Annotated in this window: 12 protein-coding genes; 2 read left to right on the forward strand and 10 right to left on the reverse strand. The window is 68.9% G+C overall.

Features of this window, described 5'->3' with window-relative positions; all coding sequences use genetic code 11:
* Nucleotides 1-23: 23 nt before the first annotated feature.
* The 4 genes from AC0QTQ_RS10725 to cysS form a co-directional block, all read right to left on the reverse strand.
* On the reverse strand, nt 24-3,077 hold the full coding sequence (locus tag AC0QTQ_RS10725) for a methyl-accepting chemotaxis protein (protein ID WP_480256566.1): 3,054 nt from the start codon (nt 3,075-3,077) through the stop codon (nt 24-26).
* Between the two features lie 116 nt (nt 3,078-3,193).
* A complete protein-coding gene (locus tag AC0QTQ_RS10730) occupies nt 3,194-3,967 on the reverse strand; it encodes a squalene/phytoene synthase family protein (protein WP_480256567.1) in 774 nt (257 codons plus the stop codon).
* Entirely contained in the window at nt 3,964-5,586 is a 1,623-nt protein-coding gene (cimA, locus tag AC0QTQ_RS10735; RefSeq protein ID WP_480256568.1) for a citramalate synthase, read from the reverse strand. The genes AC0QTQ_RS10730 and cimA overlap by 4 nt, the downstream gene beginning before the upstream one ends.
* Before the next feature lie 46 nt (nt 5,587-5,632).
* Nucleotides 5,633-7,090, reverse strand: coding sequence for a cysteine--tRNA ligase (gene cysS / locus AC0QTQ_RS10740; protein WP_480256569.1), 1,458 nt, complete (start codon nt 7,088-7,090; stop codon nt 5,633-5,635).
* Between the two features lie 235 nt (nt 7,091-7,325).
* Here cysS and AC0QTQ_RS10745 point away from each other — a divergent pair, with 235 nt between their 5' ends.
* Complete coding sequence (locus tag AC0QTQ_RS10745; protein ID WP_480256570.1) at nt 7,326-8,270, forward strand: alpha/beta hydrolase family protein; 945 nt, start codon at nt 7,326-7,328, stop codon at nt 8,268-8,270.
* Nucleotides 8,271-8,273: 3 nt separating this feature from the next.
* Here the strand turns inward: AC0QTQ_RS10745 and AC0QTQ_RS10750 are convergent, their stop codons facing one another.
* From AC0QTQ_RS10750 to recA, 4 genes are all read right to left on the reverse strand, one after another.
* Complete coding sequence (locus AC0QTQ_RS10750; RefSeq protein ID WP_480256571.1) at nt 8,274-9,068, reverse strand: class II glutamine amidotransferase; 795 nt, start codon at nt 9,066-9,068, stop codon at nt 8,274-8,276.
* Nucleotides 9,069-9,152: 84 nt separating this feature from the next.
* Complete coding sequence (locus AC0QTQ_RS10755; protein ID WP_121534696.1) at nt 9,153-9,443, reverse strand: DUF1330 domain-containing protein; 291 nt, start codon at nt 9,441-9,443, stop codon at nt 9,153-9,155.
* Nucleotides 9,443-12,100: an alanine--tRNA ligase gene (gene alaS, locus AC0QTQ_RS10760; RefSeq protein WP_480256572.1), complete on the reverse strand. Its 2,658-nt coding sequence runs from the start codon at nt 12,098-12,100 to the stop codon at nt 9,443-9,445. Before alaS ends, AC0QTQ_RS10755 begins: the two co-directional genes overlap by 1 nt.
* Before the next feature lie 114 nt (nt 12,101-12,214).
* The gene (gene recA, locus AC0QTQ_RS10765; RefSeq protein WP_480256573.1) at nt 12,215-13,282 is read right to left on the reverse strand and encodes a recombinase RecA; all 1,068 of its coding nucleotides are present in this window, start codon (nt 13,280-13,282) and stop codon (nt 12,215-12,217) included.
* A gap of 193 nt (nt 13,283-13,475) precedes the next feature.
* Between recA and AC0QTQ_RS10770 the strand changes: the two genes are divergently transcribed.
* Nucleotides 13,476-14,069, forward strand: coding sequence for a hypothetical protein (locus tag AC0QTQ_RS10770; protein WP_480256574.1), 594 nt, complete (start codon nt 13,476-13,478; stop codon nt 14,067-14,069).
* Between the two features lie 15 nt (nt 14,070-14,084).
* Here the strand turns inward: AC0QTQ_RS10770 and AC0QTQ_RS10775 are convergent, their stop codons facing one another.
* Both AC0QTQ_RS10775 and AC0QTQ_RS10780 read right to left on the reverse strand, forming a co-directional pair.
* Nucleotides 14,085-16,283, reverse strand: a complete 2,199-nt coding sequence (locus AC0QTQ_RS10775; RefSeq protein ID WP_480259220.1) for an ATP-binding protein — start codon at nt 16,281-16,283, stop codon at nt 14,085-14,087.
* 202 nt (nt 16,284-16,485) lie between these two features.
* Nucleotides 16,486-17,658 (reverse strand): RsmB/NOP family class I SAM-dependent RNA methyltransferase, encoded by a 1,173-nt coding sequence (locus tag AC0QTQ_RS10780; RefSeq protein ID WP_480256575.1) that lies wholly within the window; start codon nt 17,656-17,658, stop codon nt 16,486-16,488.
* Between the last annotated feature and the right edge of the window lie 30 nt (nt 17,659-17,688).

Below are 17,688 nucleotides of genomic sequence, written 5' to 3' on the forward strand. Positions count from 1 at the left end.
GCGCACCGATCGTCTGGCACAGCTCAGAAATCTTCCCAATCCTCCTCGAACGCAACGGCCGCCTGCGCTGTCGCCCCCGCCGCCCGCGCAACCGAGGCCTTGTGACGGGCGAGGTCGATCGGCCGCGCGGCCACCGGGGCCGGCGCGGGTTTCGCCGCCACACCGGCGGTGCGGAACTGTGCCGTGGTCGCGGACAGCGCCTGTGCCCCGCGGGTCAGCGCGTGGCTCGCCGCCGTCGTCTGCTCGAACATCGCGGCATTGTGCTGCGTCACCTGGTCAAGCTGGTTCATCGCGGTGTTGATCTCCGCAAGCCCTGCCGACTGTTCCTGCGCCGAGGCGGCGATCTCGGACACCCGCGCGGCAATGTCATTCACCGCAACCAGGATCCGCTGCAAGGCGCTGCCGGTCTCGCCCACCAGATCGACACCGCGCCGGACGTGGTTCGACGAGGCGGTGATCAGCGTGTCGATCTCGCGCGCGGCCTCGGAGGAGCGCTGCGCCAGCGCCCGCACCTCGGAGGCGACAACGGCAAAGCCGCGCCCCGCCTCGCCGGCCCGCGCCGCCTCGACCCCCGCATTCAGCGCCAGCAGGTTGGTCTGGAACGCGATATCGTCGATCACCCCGATGATGCGCGAGATCTTGCGCGACGATTCCTCGATCTCGCCCATGGCCGAGACCGCCTGCTGCACGATCTGCCCCGAGCTTTCCGCGCTCTCGCGAGCCTGGGCGACGACGAGATTCGCCTCCCCCACCCCGGCCGCGGCCGAACTGACCGAGGAGGTCAGCTGATCGAGCGCCGCCGCCGTCTCCTCGAGCGTGGCAGCCTGGCGTTCGGTGCGGCTGCTCAGGTCCTCGGCGGCGTTGGAGATCTCGCGCGCCTCACCGTCGATCTCGGCGGCATTGTCGATCACCACCTGCACCGCCTGCGACAGCGTCGTCACGGCGCGGTTGAAATCCGCGCGCAGCTGTTCGTATTCCTCGGGGAAGGCCTGCTCGAGAAGGCTGCACAGATCGCCGGTCGCCAGCCGCTCGAGCCCGATGCGCAGCGCCTCGACCACCGCCTTCTGGCCGGCCTGCATCGCCTCGTTGCGCGCCTGCTCCAGCCGCAGCGCCTCCTGCGCCTCGGTGACGTCATTCGCGATCAGCACGATCTTCAGCAGACGGTCGTTGCGATCGGGCACCGGGGTGATGCTGCCCTCGGCCAGCAGGCAGCGCCCGCCCGGCGCGGTCAGCCGGAAGCGCCCGGCGATCGGTTCGAGATTCGCGAGCCGCGGCCAGAACCCCTCGAGCCCTTCGACACCATCGATCAGTGCCTCGTGCGACAGACCGATCAGCGCCTCCGCCTCGACGCCAAGCGCGGTCACCAGATTGGCGTTCACCCGTGCCAGTGTGCCCGTGGGCGCGAATTCGAAGATCAGCTGATAGTCGTCGATCGCCGAGAGCAGCGCCCGGTTCATCCGCAGCTCGGTCACATCGCGCCACTCGACGACATAGCCGATGCGCCCCTTCTCGGGCTGCGTGATCTCGATGATGTCGAGGCCGAAACGCCCCTCGCCGACGACAATGTCGGCGTGGTAGGGCAGGTTCGCCGAGTCGCTCAGGATGGCGCGGGCATGGGCGGGGTTGCGGTGGAACATGTCCATCGACTTGCCCACCAGATCCTCGGCGTCGATCTCCGGGGTAACCTTGCGGAAATCCTCGATCCGGGTGCCGATCATCCGCACCACGGCGTCGTTGACATAGCGGATGTTGAACTCCGCATCGACCATCATCATCGCCGCCGAGGAGTTGCGGAAGGCCGTGCCCTGCGCCGCCGCCTCGCGCCGCGTGACCTCGGCCTCGGCCAGATCATCGCGCAGCCCGGCGAGCGCCCGGGCGATGTCGCCGATCTCGTCGCCGCGCTCGCCATCGTGGACCTCGGCGTCATAGACCCCTTCCGAGATCTTGCCGACCGTGCCGGTGAGCCGGGCAAGCGGTTTCGAGACCGAGCGCGCCATCCAGGCCGAAAGCCCGCCGAGCAGCACAAGCAGCATCGCGCCGTTCAGCGTCAGCTGCCGCGCGAGCGCCCGTGCGGGCTCGAACAGCTCCTGCGTGCCCTGCTCGACCACCGCGGCATAGGTCCGGCCGAACAGCGAGACCGGCGCGAAGACCGCCATCACCTCGGCGCCGGTGATCCCCGCCTCGATCACATGCCCGCTCTCGCCGGCAAGGGCGCGCTGCACCGCCGGGGTCTGCACCTCACCGGGCACTCCGCCGGCCGGGGCATGGCGCAGCGTGCTTTCGAGAGCCATGTCCGTGTCGACGACATAGCCCTGCCCGGTTTCGCCCAGGGCACGCGGGTCGGCCATGATCGCGGAGAGCGGGGCGGCAGAGGCCTTGAACACCAGAACGCCCAGCAGCATCCCTTCGGTGCTGCGCAGCGGGCGGGCGAGGAAGACCACCTCGGGCGCGCCGGGATCGCGGATGAAATCTGACACCACCGGCGCATCGCCGGATGCCGCCTGTGCCGCCGCCACCACCTGGGCAAGCGGGCTGTCCTTTGCCGCGCCCTCGCGCAGGTTGGTGGCGAAATCCTCCTGCTTGTTCATCGAATAGATCACGTTGCCGGTGACGCCCACGAGGTAGATGTCGAGCAGGTTCTTCTGCTCGGCCAGGGCGACGAACCCGGGGTGATAGCGGCGGTGCAAAATGGTGTAATCATTGACATCGCCGGGATAGTCGAGCTTGAACCGCTCGGCCGGCGGGTTCGGGTTCGCCTCGATGAAGGCCTTGCGCAGATAGTCCTGCGGCGCCGTGCCGAGCCGCTCCCAGGCGGCGCCGAACTCGCGCAGCGCGCGCGTGGTGCCGGCGTTGCTCGCCGTCGCGCCGAGATCGGAGGTCAGACCCGCGGCCCAGTGTTCCAGTGCCGTGCCGCGCATCTCGAGGCTCTGCTGCAGCCGGTCGGTTCCCTCGCTGGTGAGGATCTTGCGCGCCACCCCATAGGAGGACAGTCCCATGATGGCGAGCGCCACCACCGAGATTGCCACCAGCATCAGCGGCAACCGGACCCCAAGTTTGATGCGTTTCAGAACCTTCATGCCTTCGCCTCCGGAGGCGCGCGGCCTTGCGCGCGCCTGTCACCATTTCGCGGACCTCCGCGAGGGCGAGGATGAGCGGAACTGCTGAAGATTCCTTTAAGCGCGACGCGCCGGCATCAAATTGTCAGCGCGGCGCGCAACAGCCCGAGGCGACGGGAAAATTCCGACAGGCCGAGGCCGTCCTGCGCCACCCGCTCGGGCGCGCGTGCCGCCAGCCGCAACACCGCGGGCGCCTGCCAGCCGGGCAGCATCGCACGGCGCACCGGGGCCGGGGCGCGGCGCAGCGCGCGGCGCGCGGCATCCAGCTCGGCCAGTGCCGCCCGGGCGAGGCCCGAGATCGCCTCGGGCGCCACCTCGGGCAGCGGCGCACGGCCGCGGGCAAGCAGCTCGGGCACGGCACGGAACCAGGCCGCCAGCCCCGCCGCCGCGCCGAAACGCGCCAGCGCCGCCTGCGCCGCGGCATCGGCGCCGAAGACCGCGCCCGCCGCGCGAAACAGGTTGCCCGAGGTCTCGCCCAGATAGGTCGAAAGCTCCGCCGCATCGGCAAAGGGCTCGCTCCAGCAATCGCGGCGCCGCGCCTCAGCCAGCGCCACCAGGTGCGGGGCCGCCGCGCGCAGCGGCACCAGCGCCGCGCCGATCTCGTGGCGCGGTTCGTGGCCCTGCTCCGCCAGCGCCTCGAGCGCATCGACCCACCATTGCAGCCGCATCTCGGCCACCATCGGCTCGCTCGAGGCCCAGGGCGCGCGGGCGATCTCGAGGTTCGCCGCGTAAAGCGGCCAGAGCCGCGCGCGTTCCTCCGCCGGCACCGCCATCGTCGCGGCGAACCGGTCGGGATCGCCCGCCTCGACCCGCGCCGCGGCGGCGGCCACGCTTTGCCCGAGATCGCTCATGCCGGCTGCGCCCCGTCGCGCGCAAGCTTCCAGGTGATCGCGTCGAGCAGCGCCTCGAAGGAGGCGTCAACGATGTTCGGGCTGACCCCCACCGTCGACCAGCGCAGCCCCTTGCTGTCCTCGCTGTCGATGATGACGCGGGTCACGGCCTCGGTGCCGCCATGGGTGATGCGGACCTTGAAGTCGACCAGCTTCATGTCCTCGATGTGGCACTGATAGGGGCCGAGGTCCTTCGCCAGCGCCTTCGAGAGCGCGTTGACCGGGCCGCCGTCGGAGCCGTCGGCGACGATCCCCTCGGACACGCTCAGCCGCCGCTCGCCACCGATGTTGACGACGACCACCGCCTCGGACAGGTGCCCCATCCGGCCACGCGCATCGCGCCGGCGCTCGACCGTGACGCGATAGCGCTCGACCGAGAAGAACTCGGGCAGCAGGCCGAGCTCGCGCCGCGCCAGAAGCTCGAACGAGGCCTGCGCGCCGTCATAGGCATAACCGCGGTCCTCGCGCTCCTTGATCTCGTCGAGGATCGCGCCAAGGCGGGCGTCCTTCGGATCGACCTCGATCCCCATCGAGGCCAGACGCGCGCGCAGGTTCGACTGCCCGGCCTGGTTCGACATCGGGATGAGCCGCGCATTGCCGACCAGCGCCGGGTCGATATGCTCGTAGGTGGTCGGGTCCTTGAGAATCGCCGAGGCATGGAGCCCCGCCTTGTGGGTGAAGGCCGAGGCGCCGACATAGGGGGCCGAGCGCAGCGGCACCCGGTTCAGGATATCGTCGAGCTTGCGCGAGAGCTTCGTCAGCCCGGCCAGCGCCGCATCGGTGATCCCGGTCTCGAGCTGCGAGCGGAACGGCTCCTTCAGCAGCAGCGTCGGAATGAGCGAGGTGAGGTTCGCGTTGCCGCAGCGCTCGCCCAGACCGTTGAGCGTGCCCTGCACCTGCCGCACGCCTGCGAGCACCGCGGCGAGCGAGCCCGCCACCGCCTGCCCGGTGTCGTCGTGGCAATGGATGCCCAGCCGGTCGCCGGGGATTCCGGCGGCGATCACCGCGCTGACGATCGCGCCGATCTCCTGCGGCAGCGTGCCGCCATTGGTGTCGCACAGCACGATCCAGCGCGCCCCGGCCTCCAGCGCCGCGCGCAGGCATTCGAGCGCATAGGCCGGGTTCGCCTTGTAGCCGTCGAAGAAATGCTCGGCGTCGAACAGCGCCTCGCGCCCCGAGGCCACCAAATGCTCGACCGAGGCGCGGATGTTCGAGATGTTCTCGTCGAGCGCAAGCCCAAGCGCGGTGGTGACGTGATAGTCATGCGTCTTGCCGACCAGACAGACGGCGGGCGTCGCGGCGTTCATCACCGCCGCCAGCACCTCGTCATTCGCCGCCGACCGGCCCGAGCGCTTGGTCATGCCGAAGGCGGTGAAGGTCGCGCGCGTCTCGGGCCGCTCGGCGAAGAACTCGCTGTCGGTCGGGTTCGCGCCGGGCCAGCCGCCCTCGATATAGTCGATGCCGATCGCGTCGAGCGCCCGCGCGATGGCGATCTTCTCGGAGACCGCGAACTGCACGCCGGCGGTCTGCTGACCGTCGCGCAAGGTGGTGTCGTAAAGATACAGTCGCTCGCGACCCATGGCTGGCTCCTCCCGCCCCGTCAATTCCGCTGGTTGCCGTGCCCGCTCAGAGCGGCGGCAGCTTCGCCGCGTCGAACCCCGCCCCCGGCAGCAGCTCGACCCCCGCCTTCGACATCCGCACCTCGACGCCGGCGGCGAGCAGCGCCGCCTTCATCGCGTCGACCGGCGCGAAGTCCTTGGTCTCCATCGCCGCCGCGCGCAGATCGGACAGCCGCGCCGCATGGGCGGAGAGATCCGCCTGCGGCGCCGCGGCCCAGGCCCCCATGGCGGGCTCGAGCAGCCCCATCAGCTGCGCCGAGGCAACGAACTCTGCGAGTTGTTCATTCAGCTTAAGCTTTTCGGGGTGATCCGCTGCGAGGTGCGCTCGCTCTTTTGCCAACTGCCCTAAGGCTTGCCCCTGATGCTGCAGGAAATTCAAAGCACCGGCAGTATTTAAGTCGTCCGACAACGCCGCTAAAACCTCGGGCCCCGGATACGTGGCAATGACACCTTCAGTCAGCGAACGCCAGCGGAGTAGCGCCCGTTTCGCGTCATCCGCCTTGCGCTGCGTCCAGTCCATCGGCTTGGTGTAATGCGTCTGCAGGAAGACGAAGCGGATCACCTCGCCCGGGATGCCCTTGTCGAGCAGGTCGCGCACGGTGAAGAAGTTGCCGAGCGACTTCGACATCTTCTTGCCCTCGACCTGCAGCATCTCGTTGTGCAGCCAGTAGCGGGCGAACTGCCCCTCGGGATGGGCGCAGCAGCTTTGCGCGATCTCGTTCTCGTGGTGCGGGAATTGCAGGTCGATGCCGCCCGCATGGATGTCGAAGCTCGCGCCAAGCAGCTCATAGCTCATCGCCGAGCATTCGATATGCCAGCCCGGCCGGCCACGGCCCCAGGGGCTGTCCCAGCCCGGCAGATCGGCGTCCGAGGGCTTCCACAGCACGAAGTCCATCGGGTCTTCCTTGAACGGCGCCACCTCGACCCGGGCGCCCGCGATCATGTCGTCGACCGAGCGGCCCGACAGCGCGCCATAATTGGTGTAGCTGCGCACCCGGAACAGCACATGCCCGTCCTTGGCATAGGCGTGCCCGCTCTCGATCAGCCCGGCGATCATCGCGATCATCGCGCCGATGAAATCGGTCGCCCGCGGCTCGAGCGTCGGGCGCAGCGCGCCAAGCGCGTCCATGTCGGCGTGATACCAGGCGATGGTTTCCTCGGTGCGGGCGCGGATCAGCTCCTCGAGCGTGCCCTCGGCCCCCGCCTCTTTCCGCGCGCGCGCCGTCGCGTTGATCTTGTCGTCGACGTCGGTGAAGTTGCGCACGTATTTCACATGCCCCGCGCCATAGACCAGCCGCAGCAGCCGGAACAGCACGTCGAAGACAACGACCGGCCGGGCATTGCCCAGATGCGCGCGGTCATAGACGGTCGGGCCGCACAGATACATGCGCACGTTCTGCGGATCGAGCGGGACGAAAACCTCCTTGGTGCGGGTCTTCGTGTTGTGCAGGCGGATCTCGGTCATAAGTCCTCGCAGGCTTTCCCGGCGCGGGCTTAGCAGGTTCATCGATCTGTGGAAATGCGAAGAACGGCCCGCGTGACGGATGTCAGCGGCAAATAATGATGCAGATGAGGGTGGCACGGTTCTTCATGCGCCTTTACTAGCGCGCCGCCGCCGGCCTGTGAAGCCCCTTCGTCTGGACATTGCCCCCGGCCTCGGTCACGCTGCGGCCGATGACCAGAAGCCGTGCGATCTTTCGATGACGATCCGTCCCGCCGACACGCCCCTGCCCGCCGAGGGGCAAAGCTATGCCCGCTGTCTCGAGCTGGTCGAGGAACACCAGGGGTTCCTGCGCGATTACACCCACCACAGCCTGTGCTATCTGCCGGGCCGCGGGGAGGCGGGCAGACACCTCGTCGTCACGCTGGGCAACCTGTCGTCCTATCACGAGAAGGGCGAACGGCTGCCCTGGGCCTATGGGCTGGTGGCGAAGCAGGGCTGGTCGATCCTCGGCGTGATGAACAAGCGCGGCGACTGGTTCCGCGAGCCCGAGATCCTCGCCGTGCTGGCCGAGCTGCGCGACAGCGGCTTTTACGACGCGTTCGATCAGGTCTCGACCTATGGCGCATCGATGGGGGGCTATGGTGCGCTGGCGCTCGCCCCCTATTTCCCGCGCGCCCATGCCGTCGCCTTCGCGCCGCAATCCACGCTGAACCGCCGCGCCGCCCCCTTCGACAAGCGCTATCGCTATGGCCGGGGGCTCGGCGACTGGAGCGCGCCCGAGGCCGATGCCGCACGCGGGGCGCAGGCGCTGGCGGGCGGATACATCTTCTATGACCCGTTCATCGCACCCGACAAGGCGCATGTCGCCCGGATCACGGCGCCGCAGCTGATGAAGCTGAAGCTGCGCCATTGCGGCCATGCGCTGCCGCCGGTGCTGATGCGGATGGAAATTCTGAAGCCGCTCGCCCTTGCCGCGCTGCGCCGCGAACTGACCGAGCAGAGCTTCGCGCAGATGTTGCGGGCGCGGCGCAACTCGGTGCGCTATCTCGACCTGCTGCTCGAAAGCGCCCGCACGCACGGCCATCCGGGCCTTGGGCTGCGGGCGGCAGACGCCGCGCTCGCACGCATCGACAACTGGAAATTGCGACGCCAGCGCAAGGCCTTGCTGGAGGATCTTCAGAAACTGGATGAGGCCGGCTGAGGCTCAGGCCGCAGCCTGCCACAGCGCCGGGGCGAAAGGTTCGATCCGCACCGACTTGCCCTCGAAAGTGCAAAACGAGCCGGGCGGGATCTCCTGCCAGTCGCCCTCGTCATCCTCGAGCGGCTCGGAGACCACGGCCCGGCCGCGGCGGGTTTCCGACCAGCGGTGATAGAGCGTCGGCGCAGCCTCGTCGCTGGCATAGCGCACCGCATAGAGCCGCACGCCATCGGACAGCGCCGCCGTCAGCCGCAGATAGGGCGCATGGCCGCGTTCGCGCGCATGCGCCTCGAACCGCGCGGCCGCCCGTTCGAGTGCGCATTTCGGATCGGCCTCGAGCCCCTCGCCGAGCGCCACCAGGAACAGCGCTTCGCTGTCGGTCGCGCCCTTGCGCTGCGGGTAAAGACTGTCGGGGATCATCATCTCGGCGTCGCGGCGGAAGGCGTCGAAGCCGCCGATCTGGCCGTTGTGCATGAAGCTCCAATGACCGACGACGAAGGGATGGCAATTGTTGCGCGAGGTCGCGGTGCCGGTCGAGGCGCGGACATGGGCAAGGAACAGCCCCGATTTCACCGTGGCGGTGAGCGAGCGCAGGTTCGGGTCCGACCAGGCCGGCATCACGTCGCGGTACAGCCCCGGTTCCGGCTTTTCACCATACCAGGCGACGCCGAACCCGTCGGCGTTGATCGCCGTGTGACAACGCGTCGCACAATGGCTTTGATGGATCAGCGAATGCCCCGGTCGGCTGACGATATCCTCAAGGAAGGTCGGCTGTCCGATATAGGCGGCCCAACGGCACATTCTGGCTCTCACACGGCACGAAACGCGCCGCCCTCACTCATGCTGCGTTGCGGCAATGTAACACGGCGATGACGGCGCGCAAAGTCACTCGATCGCTTCGACGATCACCAGATCGCGCTCGGCCGCGCCCTTGGCATGGGCGAGCGCCGCCTGATACTCGGGCCCGCGATAGCAGGCCTCGGCCGCCTCGAGGCTCGGGAACCAGGCGACGACATTGCGCGCCCGCTCCTTGCCCTCGAGCTGCACATAGCGTGCGCCGCGGGCCAGGAACTTGCCGCCCGCCTTGGCGATCGCCGGCCCCGCGGCCTCGGCATACTTGCCATAGGCCTCGGGGTTGGTGACGGTCACATGCGCGATCCAGTAGGCGCCGGGCATCAGACCGCCCCCGCCAGAACCGCACGCGCGGCCGAGACCGCCTCGGCGGCCTTCGACGGATCGGCCCCGCCCGCCTGCGCCATGTCGGGACGGCCACCGCCGCCCTTGCCGCCAAGCGCCGCCGCCGCCGCCTTGACCAGATCGACGGCCGAGACGGTGCCGGTCTTGTCGGCGGTGACGCCCGCCGCGACCGCCGCCTTGCCGCCGGTATCGGCGACGACCAGAACCGCGCCCGAACCGACCTTGTCCTTCAGCGCATCGACCAGCGCCGGCAGGTCCTTGCCCGAGACGCCGGTGACGATCTGGGCGAGGAACTTGACCCCGCCGATGTCCTCGGCCTCGGGGCCACCCGCCGCCCCGCCGCCCATGGCGAGCTCGCGGCGCAGCTGCGCCACCTCGTTCGCCAGGTGCTTGCGTTCCTCGGCCAGCGCATGGACGCGCTCGACCAGATCCGCGGTCGAGGTCTTCAGCACCGCCGCAGCCTCGGCCGCCAGCGCCGCCTGCCCCTTGAGATAGTCAAGCGCCACCTGCCCGGTCAGCGCCTCGACCCGGCGCACGCCGGCCGAGGACGCGCTGTCGCCCAGCACGACGAAGGCGCCGATCTCGCCGGTGCGCGCCACATGGGTGCCGCCGCACAGCTCGAGCGAATAGGTCTTGCCGGCCGGGCCCTTGCCCGAGCCAAGCAGCTCGCCCATCGACACGACGCGGACCTCGTCGCCGTATTTCTCGCCAAACAGCGCCTGCGCGCCAAGGCCGCGGGCGTCGTCGGGGGTCATGATCCGGGTCTCGACCGGGGCGTTCTGGCGGATGAAGGCGTTCACCTCGGCCTCGACCGTGGCGATCTCCTCGGCGCTCATCGCCTTCGAGTGGCTGAAGTCGAAGCGCAGCCGGTCCTCGGCGTTGAGCGAGCCCTTCTGCGCGACGTGCTCGCCCAGCGTGCGGCGCAGCGCCTCGTTCAGCAGGTGGGTGGCCGAGTGGTTCGCCCGGATCGCGCCGCGGCGCTTGTGGTCGACCTCGAGCCGCGCGCCCTGCCCGACCGAGATCTCGCCCATCGTCACCTCGGCGATGTGCAGGAACACCCCCGCGACCTTGCGGGTGTCGGTCACATGCGCCTCGCCGGTCTCGGTGCGGATGATGCCCGCATCGCCGACCTGACCGCCCGATTCCGCATAGAACGGCGTCTGGTTGACGACGATCTGCACCGTGCCCTTGGCCGATTTCACCTCGGCCCCGTCCTGCACCAGCGCAAGGATCTGGCCCTCGGCCTTCTCGGTGTCATAGCCGAGGAATTCGGTCACGCCCTTCTCTTCGGCGATCTCGAACCAGATCTTGGCGTCCTTGGTCTCGCCCGAGCCGGCCCAGGCGGCACGCGCCTTCGCCTTCTGCTCGGCCATCGCGGTGTCGAAGCCGCTGGTGTCGACGGTCATGCCCTTCTCGCGCAGCGCGTCCTGCGTGAGATCCAGCGGGAAGCCATAGGTGTCGTAGAGCTTGAAGGCTGCATCGCCCGGCAGCACGCCGCCCTCGGGCAGCGCCGAGACCTCGTCGTCGAGCAGCTTGAGCCCGCGGTCGAGCGTCACGCGGAACTTCGTCTCCTCGAGCTTCAGCGTCTCCTCGATCAGCGCCTGCGCGCGCACGAGTTCGGGATAGGCCTCGCCCATCTGCCGCACCAGCGCCGGCACCAGACGGTGCATCACCGGATCCTTCGCGCCCAGCATGTGGGCATGGCGCGCGGCGCGGCGCAGGATGCGGCGCAGCACATAGCCGCGGCCGTCGTTCGAGGGCATCACGCCGTCGGCGATCAGGAAGGAGGTCGAGCGCAGGTGGTCGGCGATCACGCGGTGATGCACCTTGCCCGGGCCGTCGGGGTCCTGGCTCGTCACGTTCGCCGAGGCCTCGATCAGCGAGCGCATCAGGTCGGTGTCATAGTTGTCGTGCTTGCCCTGCAGCAGCGCGCCGATGCGTTCGAGCCCCATGCCGGTGTCGATCGACTGCATGTCGAGGGTGCGCATCGAGCCGTCCTCGAACTGCTCGTTCTGCATGAACACGAGGTTCCAGATCTCGATGAAGCGGTCGCCATCCTCGTCCTTCGAGCCGGGCGGGCCACCCCAGATGTGGTCGCCGTGGTCGAAGAAGATCTCGGTGCAGGGGCCGCAGGGGCCGGTCGGCCCCATCTGCCAGAAGTTGTCCTTCGTGGCGATGCGGATGATACGCTCGTCGGGCAGGCCCGCGACCTTCTTCCAGATCTCGGCCGCCTCGTCATCGGTGTGATAGACGGTGACCAGAAGCTTGTCCTTCGGGATGCCGAAGTCCTTGGTCAGCAGCTCCCAGGCATAGGGGATCGCGCCGGTCTTGAAATAGTCGCCGAAGGAGAAGTTCCCCAGCATCTCGAAGAAGGTGTGGTGACGCGCGGTATAGCCGACGTTGTCGAGGTCGTTGTGCTTGCCGCCGGCGCGCACGCATTTCTGCGCGGTGGTGGCGCGGACGTAGTCGCGCTTCTCGACGCCGGTGAAGCAGTTCTTGAACTGCACCATGCCGGAGTTGGTGAACATCAGCGTCGGGTCGTTGCGCGGCACGAGCGGCGAGCTTTCGACGACGCGGTGGCCGTTGCGCTCGAAGAAGTTGAGGAACGTCGATCGGATATCGTTCAGGCTGGGCATATCTCTGGCCTTCCGGGGCAATTTGCTTCCGTTTAGCCTTCGCGCCCGCCCCTGTCCAGAAAGCAAAAGGCCGGGCATGGGCCCGGCCTTGCACAAGGGGCGTCGATCGGCGCCTCAATCCTCGGTGAGCGGTTCGTCCTCGCCGCCGGCGCTGAAGTCGAGGCCGTGGCTCGCGCGGATCTTGTCCTCGATCTCGTAGGCGAGATCGGGGTGGTCACGCAGGAACTGCTTGGCATTCTCGCGGCCCTGGCCGATGCGCTCGTCGCCATAGCTGTACCACGAGCCCGACTTCTCGACGACGCTCGCCTTGACGCCCAGATCGATCAGCTCGCCGACCTTCGAGATGCCTTCGCCATACATGATGTCGAACTCGACCTGACGGAAGGGCGGCGCGACCTTGTTCTTCACCACCTTCACGCGGGTCGAGTTGCCCACCACCTCGTCGCGGTCCTTGATCGAACCGATGCGGCGGATGTCGAGACGGACCGAGGCATAGAATTTCAGCGCGTTGCCGCCCGAGGTGGTCTCGGGGCTGCCGAACATCACGCCGATCTTCATGCGGATCTGGTTGATGAAGATCACCATGCAGTTCGAGCGCCCGATCGAGGCGGTCAGCTTGCGCATCGCCTGGCTCATCAGGCGGGCCTGGGCGCCCACCGTGGCGTCGCCCATGTCGCCCTCGATCTCGGCCTTCGGCGTCAGCGCCGCGACCGAGTCGACCACGACCATGCTCACCGCGCCCGAGCGCACCAGCGTGTCGACGATCTCGAGCGCCTGCTCGCCGGTGTCGGGCTGGGAGATCAGCAGCTCGTCGAGGTTCACGCCCAGCTTCTTCGCATAGAGCGGGTCGAGCGCATGTTCGGCGTCGACGAAGGCGCAGACGCCGCCCTTCTTCTGCTCCTCGGCGATGCAATGCAGCGTCAGCGTGGTCTTGCCCGAGCTTTCCGGCCCGTAGATCTCGATGATGCGTCCCTTCGGCAGGCCGCCGATGCCAAGCGCGATGTCGAGACCGAGCGATCCGGTCGAGGTCGCCTCGATCTCCATCGCCGGGTTCTCGGCCCCGAGTTTCATGATCGAGCCCTTGCCGAATTGCCGCTCGATCTGTGCCAGCGCCGATTCGAGCGCCTTCTGCTTGTCCGCCTTGCTTTTGTCATTCATCTCGAAAAGGCCTGCCGTTGACATGGATCGCATCCTTATCCCACAGTGCGCCGACCGCGGCAATCTCGGGGCCGTCCGCCATTCGTTCTTATTTCGTTCCATGTCATATGAGCACAATACAAGAACATTGCAACAGTTTTGTTCTGTCGCGCGGACGGCAATGATTGTTTGACGCCCTCTCCCGGGGCACGAACGAGGCAAGACAACGAGGGGCAGGATGCTCATCTTCTGGGATCAACGACTGGTCTTTCTGGCAACGCCGAAGGCCGGCTCCAGTGCGGTCGAGGCCGCGCTCGAGCCGCTTGCCTCGGTGGCGATGAAGCGGCCCGATCCACTCAAGCACATGTCGGCGCAGGATTATCTTGCGCATCTGGCGCCCTATCTCGAGGCGACGAGCGGCGAGCGTTTCACCACCGTCGCGCTGATGCGCGAGCCGGTGGGCTGGCTGATGTCCTGGTATCGCTTCCGTCAGCGCGACGCCTTCGACGGCGAGGACGCGGCGATCCGGCGCCACAGCTTCGAGACCTTCGCGCGCAGCTACATGGACCCGGCCGACCCGCTGCGCAGCGAGATCGGGCTGCAGTCCGACGTGCTGGCCGATGCCGCGGGCGCGCCGCTGGTCGACCGGATCTTCCGCTACGAGACGATCGACCGCTTCGTGCATTTCCTCGAGGACCGGCTCGATTGCGCGATCACCCTGCCCCGGGTCAACGTGCCGCCCGCCGCCGACGTCAAGCTGACGGGCGAAAGCGAGGCGGCGCTGCGCGCGACGATGGCGGCCGACGTCGCGCTCTATGACAGCCTCGGCTGAGGCCGTCGCGCCCGCTCAGTGCCGGATCTGGTTCTGCACCGTCGCGGTCAGCTCGCTCAGCGAGAAGGGCTTCGGCAGGAAGACCGAATTCGTCACCGGCGGGCGGCCGTCGCGGAACACGTCCTCGGCATAGCCCGAGACGAAGACCACCGCCGTGTCGGGGCGCGCCTTCAGCGCCTCGGCGACCCAGCTCGGCCCGTCCATCCCCGGCATGATGACATCGGTGACGAAGACATCGAAGATCAGGCTCGGGTCCTCGAGGATGCGCAACGCCTCCTCGGCATTCTCCGCCTCGAAGACGGTATAGCCGCGCAGCTTCAGCGCCCGCGAGGCGAAGGCGCGCACCGGCGCCTCGTCCTCGACCAGCAGGATCGTCGCGCTCACCGGCTCGGGCGGCAGCACCGGTGTCGCGCGCGCCTCCTCGGGCTCGACCAGCGCCAGCCGCTCGTGCGCCGGCAGATACAGGGTGAAGCAGCTGCCGCTCGCCACCACCGAATCGCAGAAGATGTAACCGCCGGTCTGCTTGACGATGCCATAGGCCGTCGACAGGCCCAGCCCCGTGCCCTCGCCCGTGCGCTTCGTGGTGTAGAACGGCTCGAAGATCTTCTGCAGCTTGTCGGCGGCGATGCCCACCCCCTCGTCGATCACCCGCACCACGACCCAGTCCCCCTTGGCGACGGTGGCGCGGTCGCGCTTGAGGTCCTCGGTCAGGGTGACGTTCTCGGTCTCGATCCGGATCTCGCCGCCCCCCGGCATCGCATCGCGCGCGTTCACCACGAGGTTCATGATCACCTGCTCGAGCTGCCGCTTATCGGCACGGATCGGCTTCAGATCGGGGTCATGGGTCAGGTTCAGCACCACCTTCTCGCCGACCAGCCGGTTCAGCAGATGGGTCAGATCGGAGAGCGTGTCGCGCAGGTCGATGATGCGCGGGTTCATCGTCTGCTTGCGCGAGAAGGCCAGCAGCTGCCCCACCAGCGAGGCCGCGCGGTTCGCGTTCTGGCTGATCTGATCGAGGTCGGCATAATCCGGGTCGCCCTTGTCGTGGCGCAGCATCAGCAGATCGCAATGGCCGGAAATCGCCGTCAGCAGATTGTTGAAATCATGCGCCACGCCGCCTGCAAGCTGACCGATCGCCTGCATCTTCTGGCTTTGCACGAATTGCGCCTCGAGGGTCTTCAGCTGCGTCGCATCCGACAGGACCGCGACAAGGCCGACCGTGCCTTCCTCGACCATGCGGCTGAGCGTGACCTGCAGATAGACCTCGCGGTCGCCGCGGCGGGCGCGCAGCACCTCGGGGCGACGGTCGGCGCGGCCGGCAACGGCATCGGCGACCCAGTCGGTGACCGGCCGGCCGAGCCCCTCGAACAGGTCCGACAGCCGCGCCTCGGGCGCGATCTGACCGAGCAGCGCACGCGCCGCGCGGTTCACCGCCAGCACCCGCCCGTCGGCACCAAGCCGCATCAGCGCCACCGGCAGCGACTCGAAGGAGGCCGGATCATGCGGCGCCACGCGCCCGGCCGGCAGCGGCAGCAGATAGATCTCGCTGCGCCCGCCCGGCCCCTCGATCTCGGCGATCACGCAGCGCAGCGGCCCGTCCGGGGTGGCGATCTCGTGCTCCTCGCCCGGGTGCAGCGGCAGGTCGGTGAAGATGCGGTCCAGCGTGCGCACCCGCTCGCCGACGATCCGGCGCAGCGCCTCGTTCATGAACAGGATCGTGCCCGAGCGCGAGGCGGTGAGCATCGGCAGGCTGATCGTCTCGGCGCCGCGCCCGCCCGTCGGCCGCTCGGTCATATCCTCGAGCCGCCACAGGAATCCCTCCTCGCCGATCTGATGCACCGAAAGCCGCACATGGCCGCGCCGGGTCACCAGATCCTCGCGCGTCGCGCCAAGTGCCGCGGCCTTCTGCTGCATCCGCGCGAGCGTCGCCGCCGGATGGGCGAAGACCTCGCTCATCGCATGCGCAAGCGTCTGCCCGCCGCGCGAACCGAAGCGTTCAAGTGCGGCGGCGTTCTGGAAGGTGATCTCGCCATCCGGGTCGGTGGTGAAGGAGGGCGAGGCGTCCTGCTCGACGAAATGCGAGATCGCCTCGCGCAGCCGGGCCCGCCGGCGGGCGAGCGAAAAGCCCGCAAGCCGAACCGTCGCCGCGAGAACGGCCAGCGTTCCGGCGACCGAGGCGAGCAGCAAGGTCATCATCCGCTCGGGCACGAGCATCGCGGCGACGGCCGCGACAAGCGCACCGCCCAGAAGGTAGATGGCTCCGGGCGCGAGCTTTGCCGCCGCGCGACCGAAGGGCAGCAGGGGCTGATCGGTATGCGACACGCGCCTCGTCCTTTGCAGATTCGTCTTTCCAGCATTCGGGGTCAAAAGGCTTAAGGCCCCCTTAACGCGATGGAAGACTCAACCCTCAGGCGAGTCAATCACCGCGGTGAAACAGTGCCGCGAAAAAACCGTCGCCGCCATCGAGCGGGGTGAACCGGCGCTCGTCGTCCATGTGCCAGCCGGTCTCGCGCGCAAAGGCCGCCGCCTGTGCCGTGTTCTCGACCGAGAGCAGCGAGCAGGTCATGTAGAGAAGCCGCCCGCCCGGCGCGACCCGCGCCGCCGCCTCGCGCAGGATCTGCACCTGCAGCGTGCACAGCGCCTCGAGCCGCTCGGGCGTCAGCCGCCATTTCGCCTCGGGCGTGCGCCGCCAGGTGCCCGAGCCCGAACAGGGCGCGTCGACCAGGACAAGGTCATAGTCCCGCCCCAGCCGGCCCGGCGCCACGGTCGAGATCCGCGCCCCCGCCCGCGCCGCCCGCACCGGGATGTCGCGCATCCGGCCCGGGTCGACGTCATGCGCCTCGATCCGCGCCGCGGGGGCGCGTGCAGCCAGCGCCAGCGCCTTGCCGCCGCCGCCCGCGCAATAGTCGAGCACTCGCATCCCCGCGGCGACCGGCACCCGCGCGATCGCCGCCTGCGAGGCCGCGTCCTGCAACTCGACCAGACCCTCGCGATAGGCCGCCGACGCCTGGATCCGCCGCGCGCCCTCGATCACCTCGAGCGCGGTCTCGGCCAGCGGATGCGGCCGCGTCGCGATGCCCTCGGCCGCCAGCGCCGCCTGCACCGCGGCGCGGTCACCGCGCGCCAGGTTCACCCGCAGGAAGACCGGCGCGCGGGCGCGCATCTGTGCGCTCACCGCGCCATAATCGGCGCCCAGATCCGCCCGAAGCTGCGGGCGCAGCCAGTCGGGCCAGTCGAGATCGGCCAGCGCGCCCGCGTCGGGCACGGGCTGCGCCAGCCGCGCCGCCTCCTCCTCGGTCAGCGGCGCCGGCGCATGGCCCGCGCCGGTGAACAGCGACGCGAGATCCAGCCCCTGCGCGCGGGCGAGCCCCAGCACCAGCGCCCGCCCGCTCTCGCCACCGCCAAGCGCGGCGAAGCTGCCGCGACAGCGCAGCACATCGAAGACATGGTCGCGCACCGCCGCCCGGTCGCCCGAGCCCGCAAACCGGCTCGCCCGGCCCCAGTTCGTCAGCGCCCGCTCGGCCGGCGTGCCGTCACGCAGCTGGTCGAGGATCGCGATCGCGGCGGCAAGGCGGGCGGCAGGGGTCATCGGGGGTCCTTTCGGGAGGGGAAGACGGGG

The organism is Paenirhodobacter sp. YD-8 (assembly GCF_056590935.1).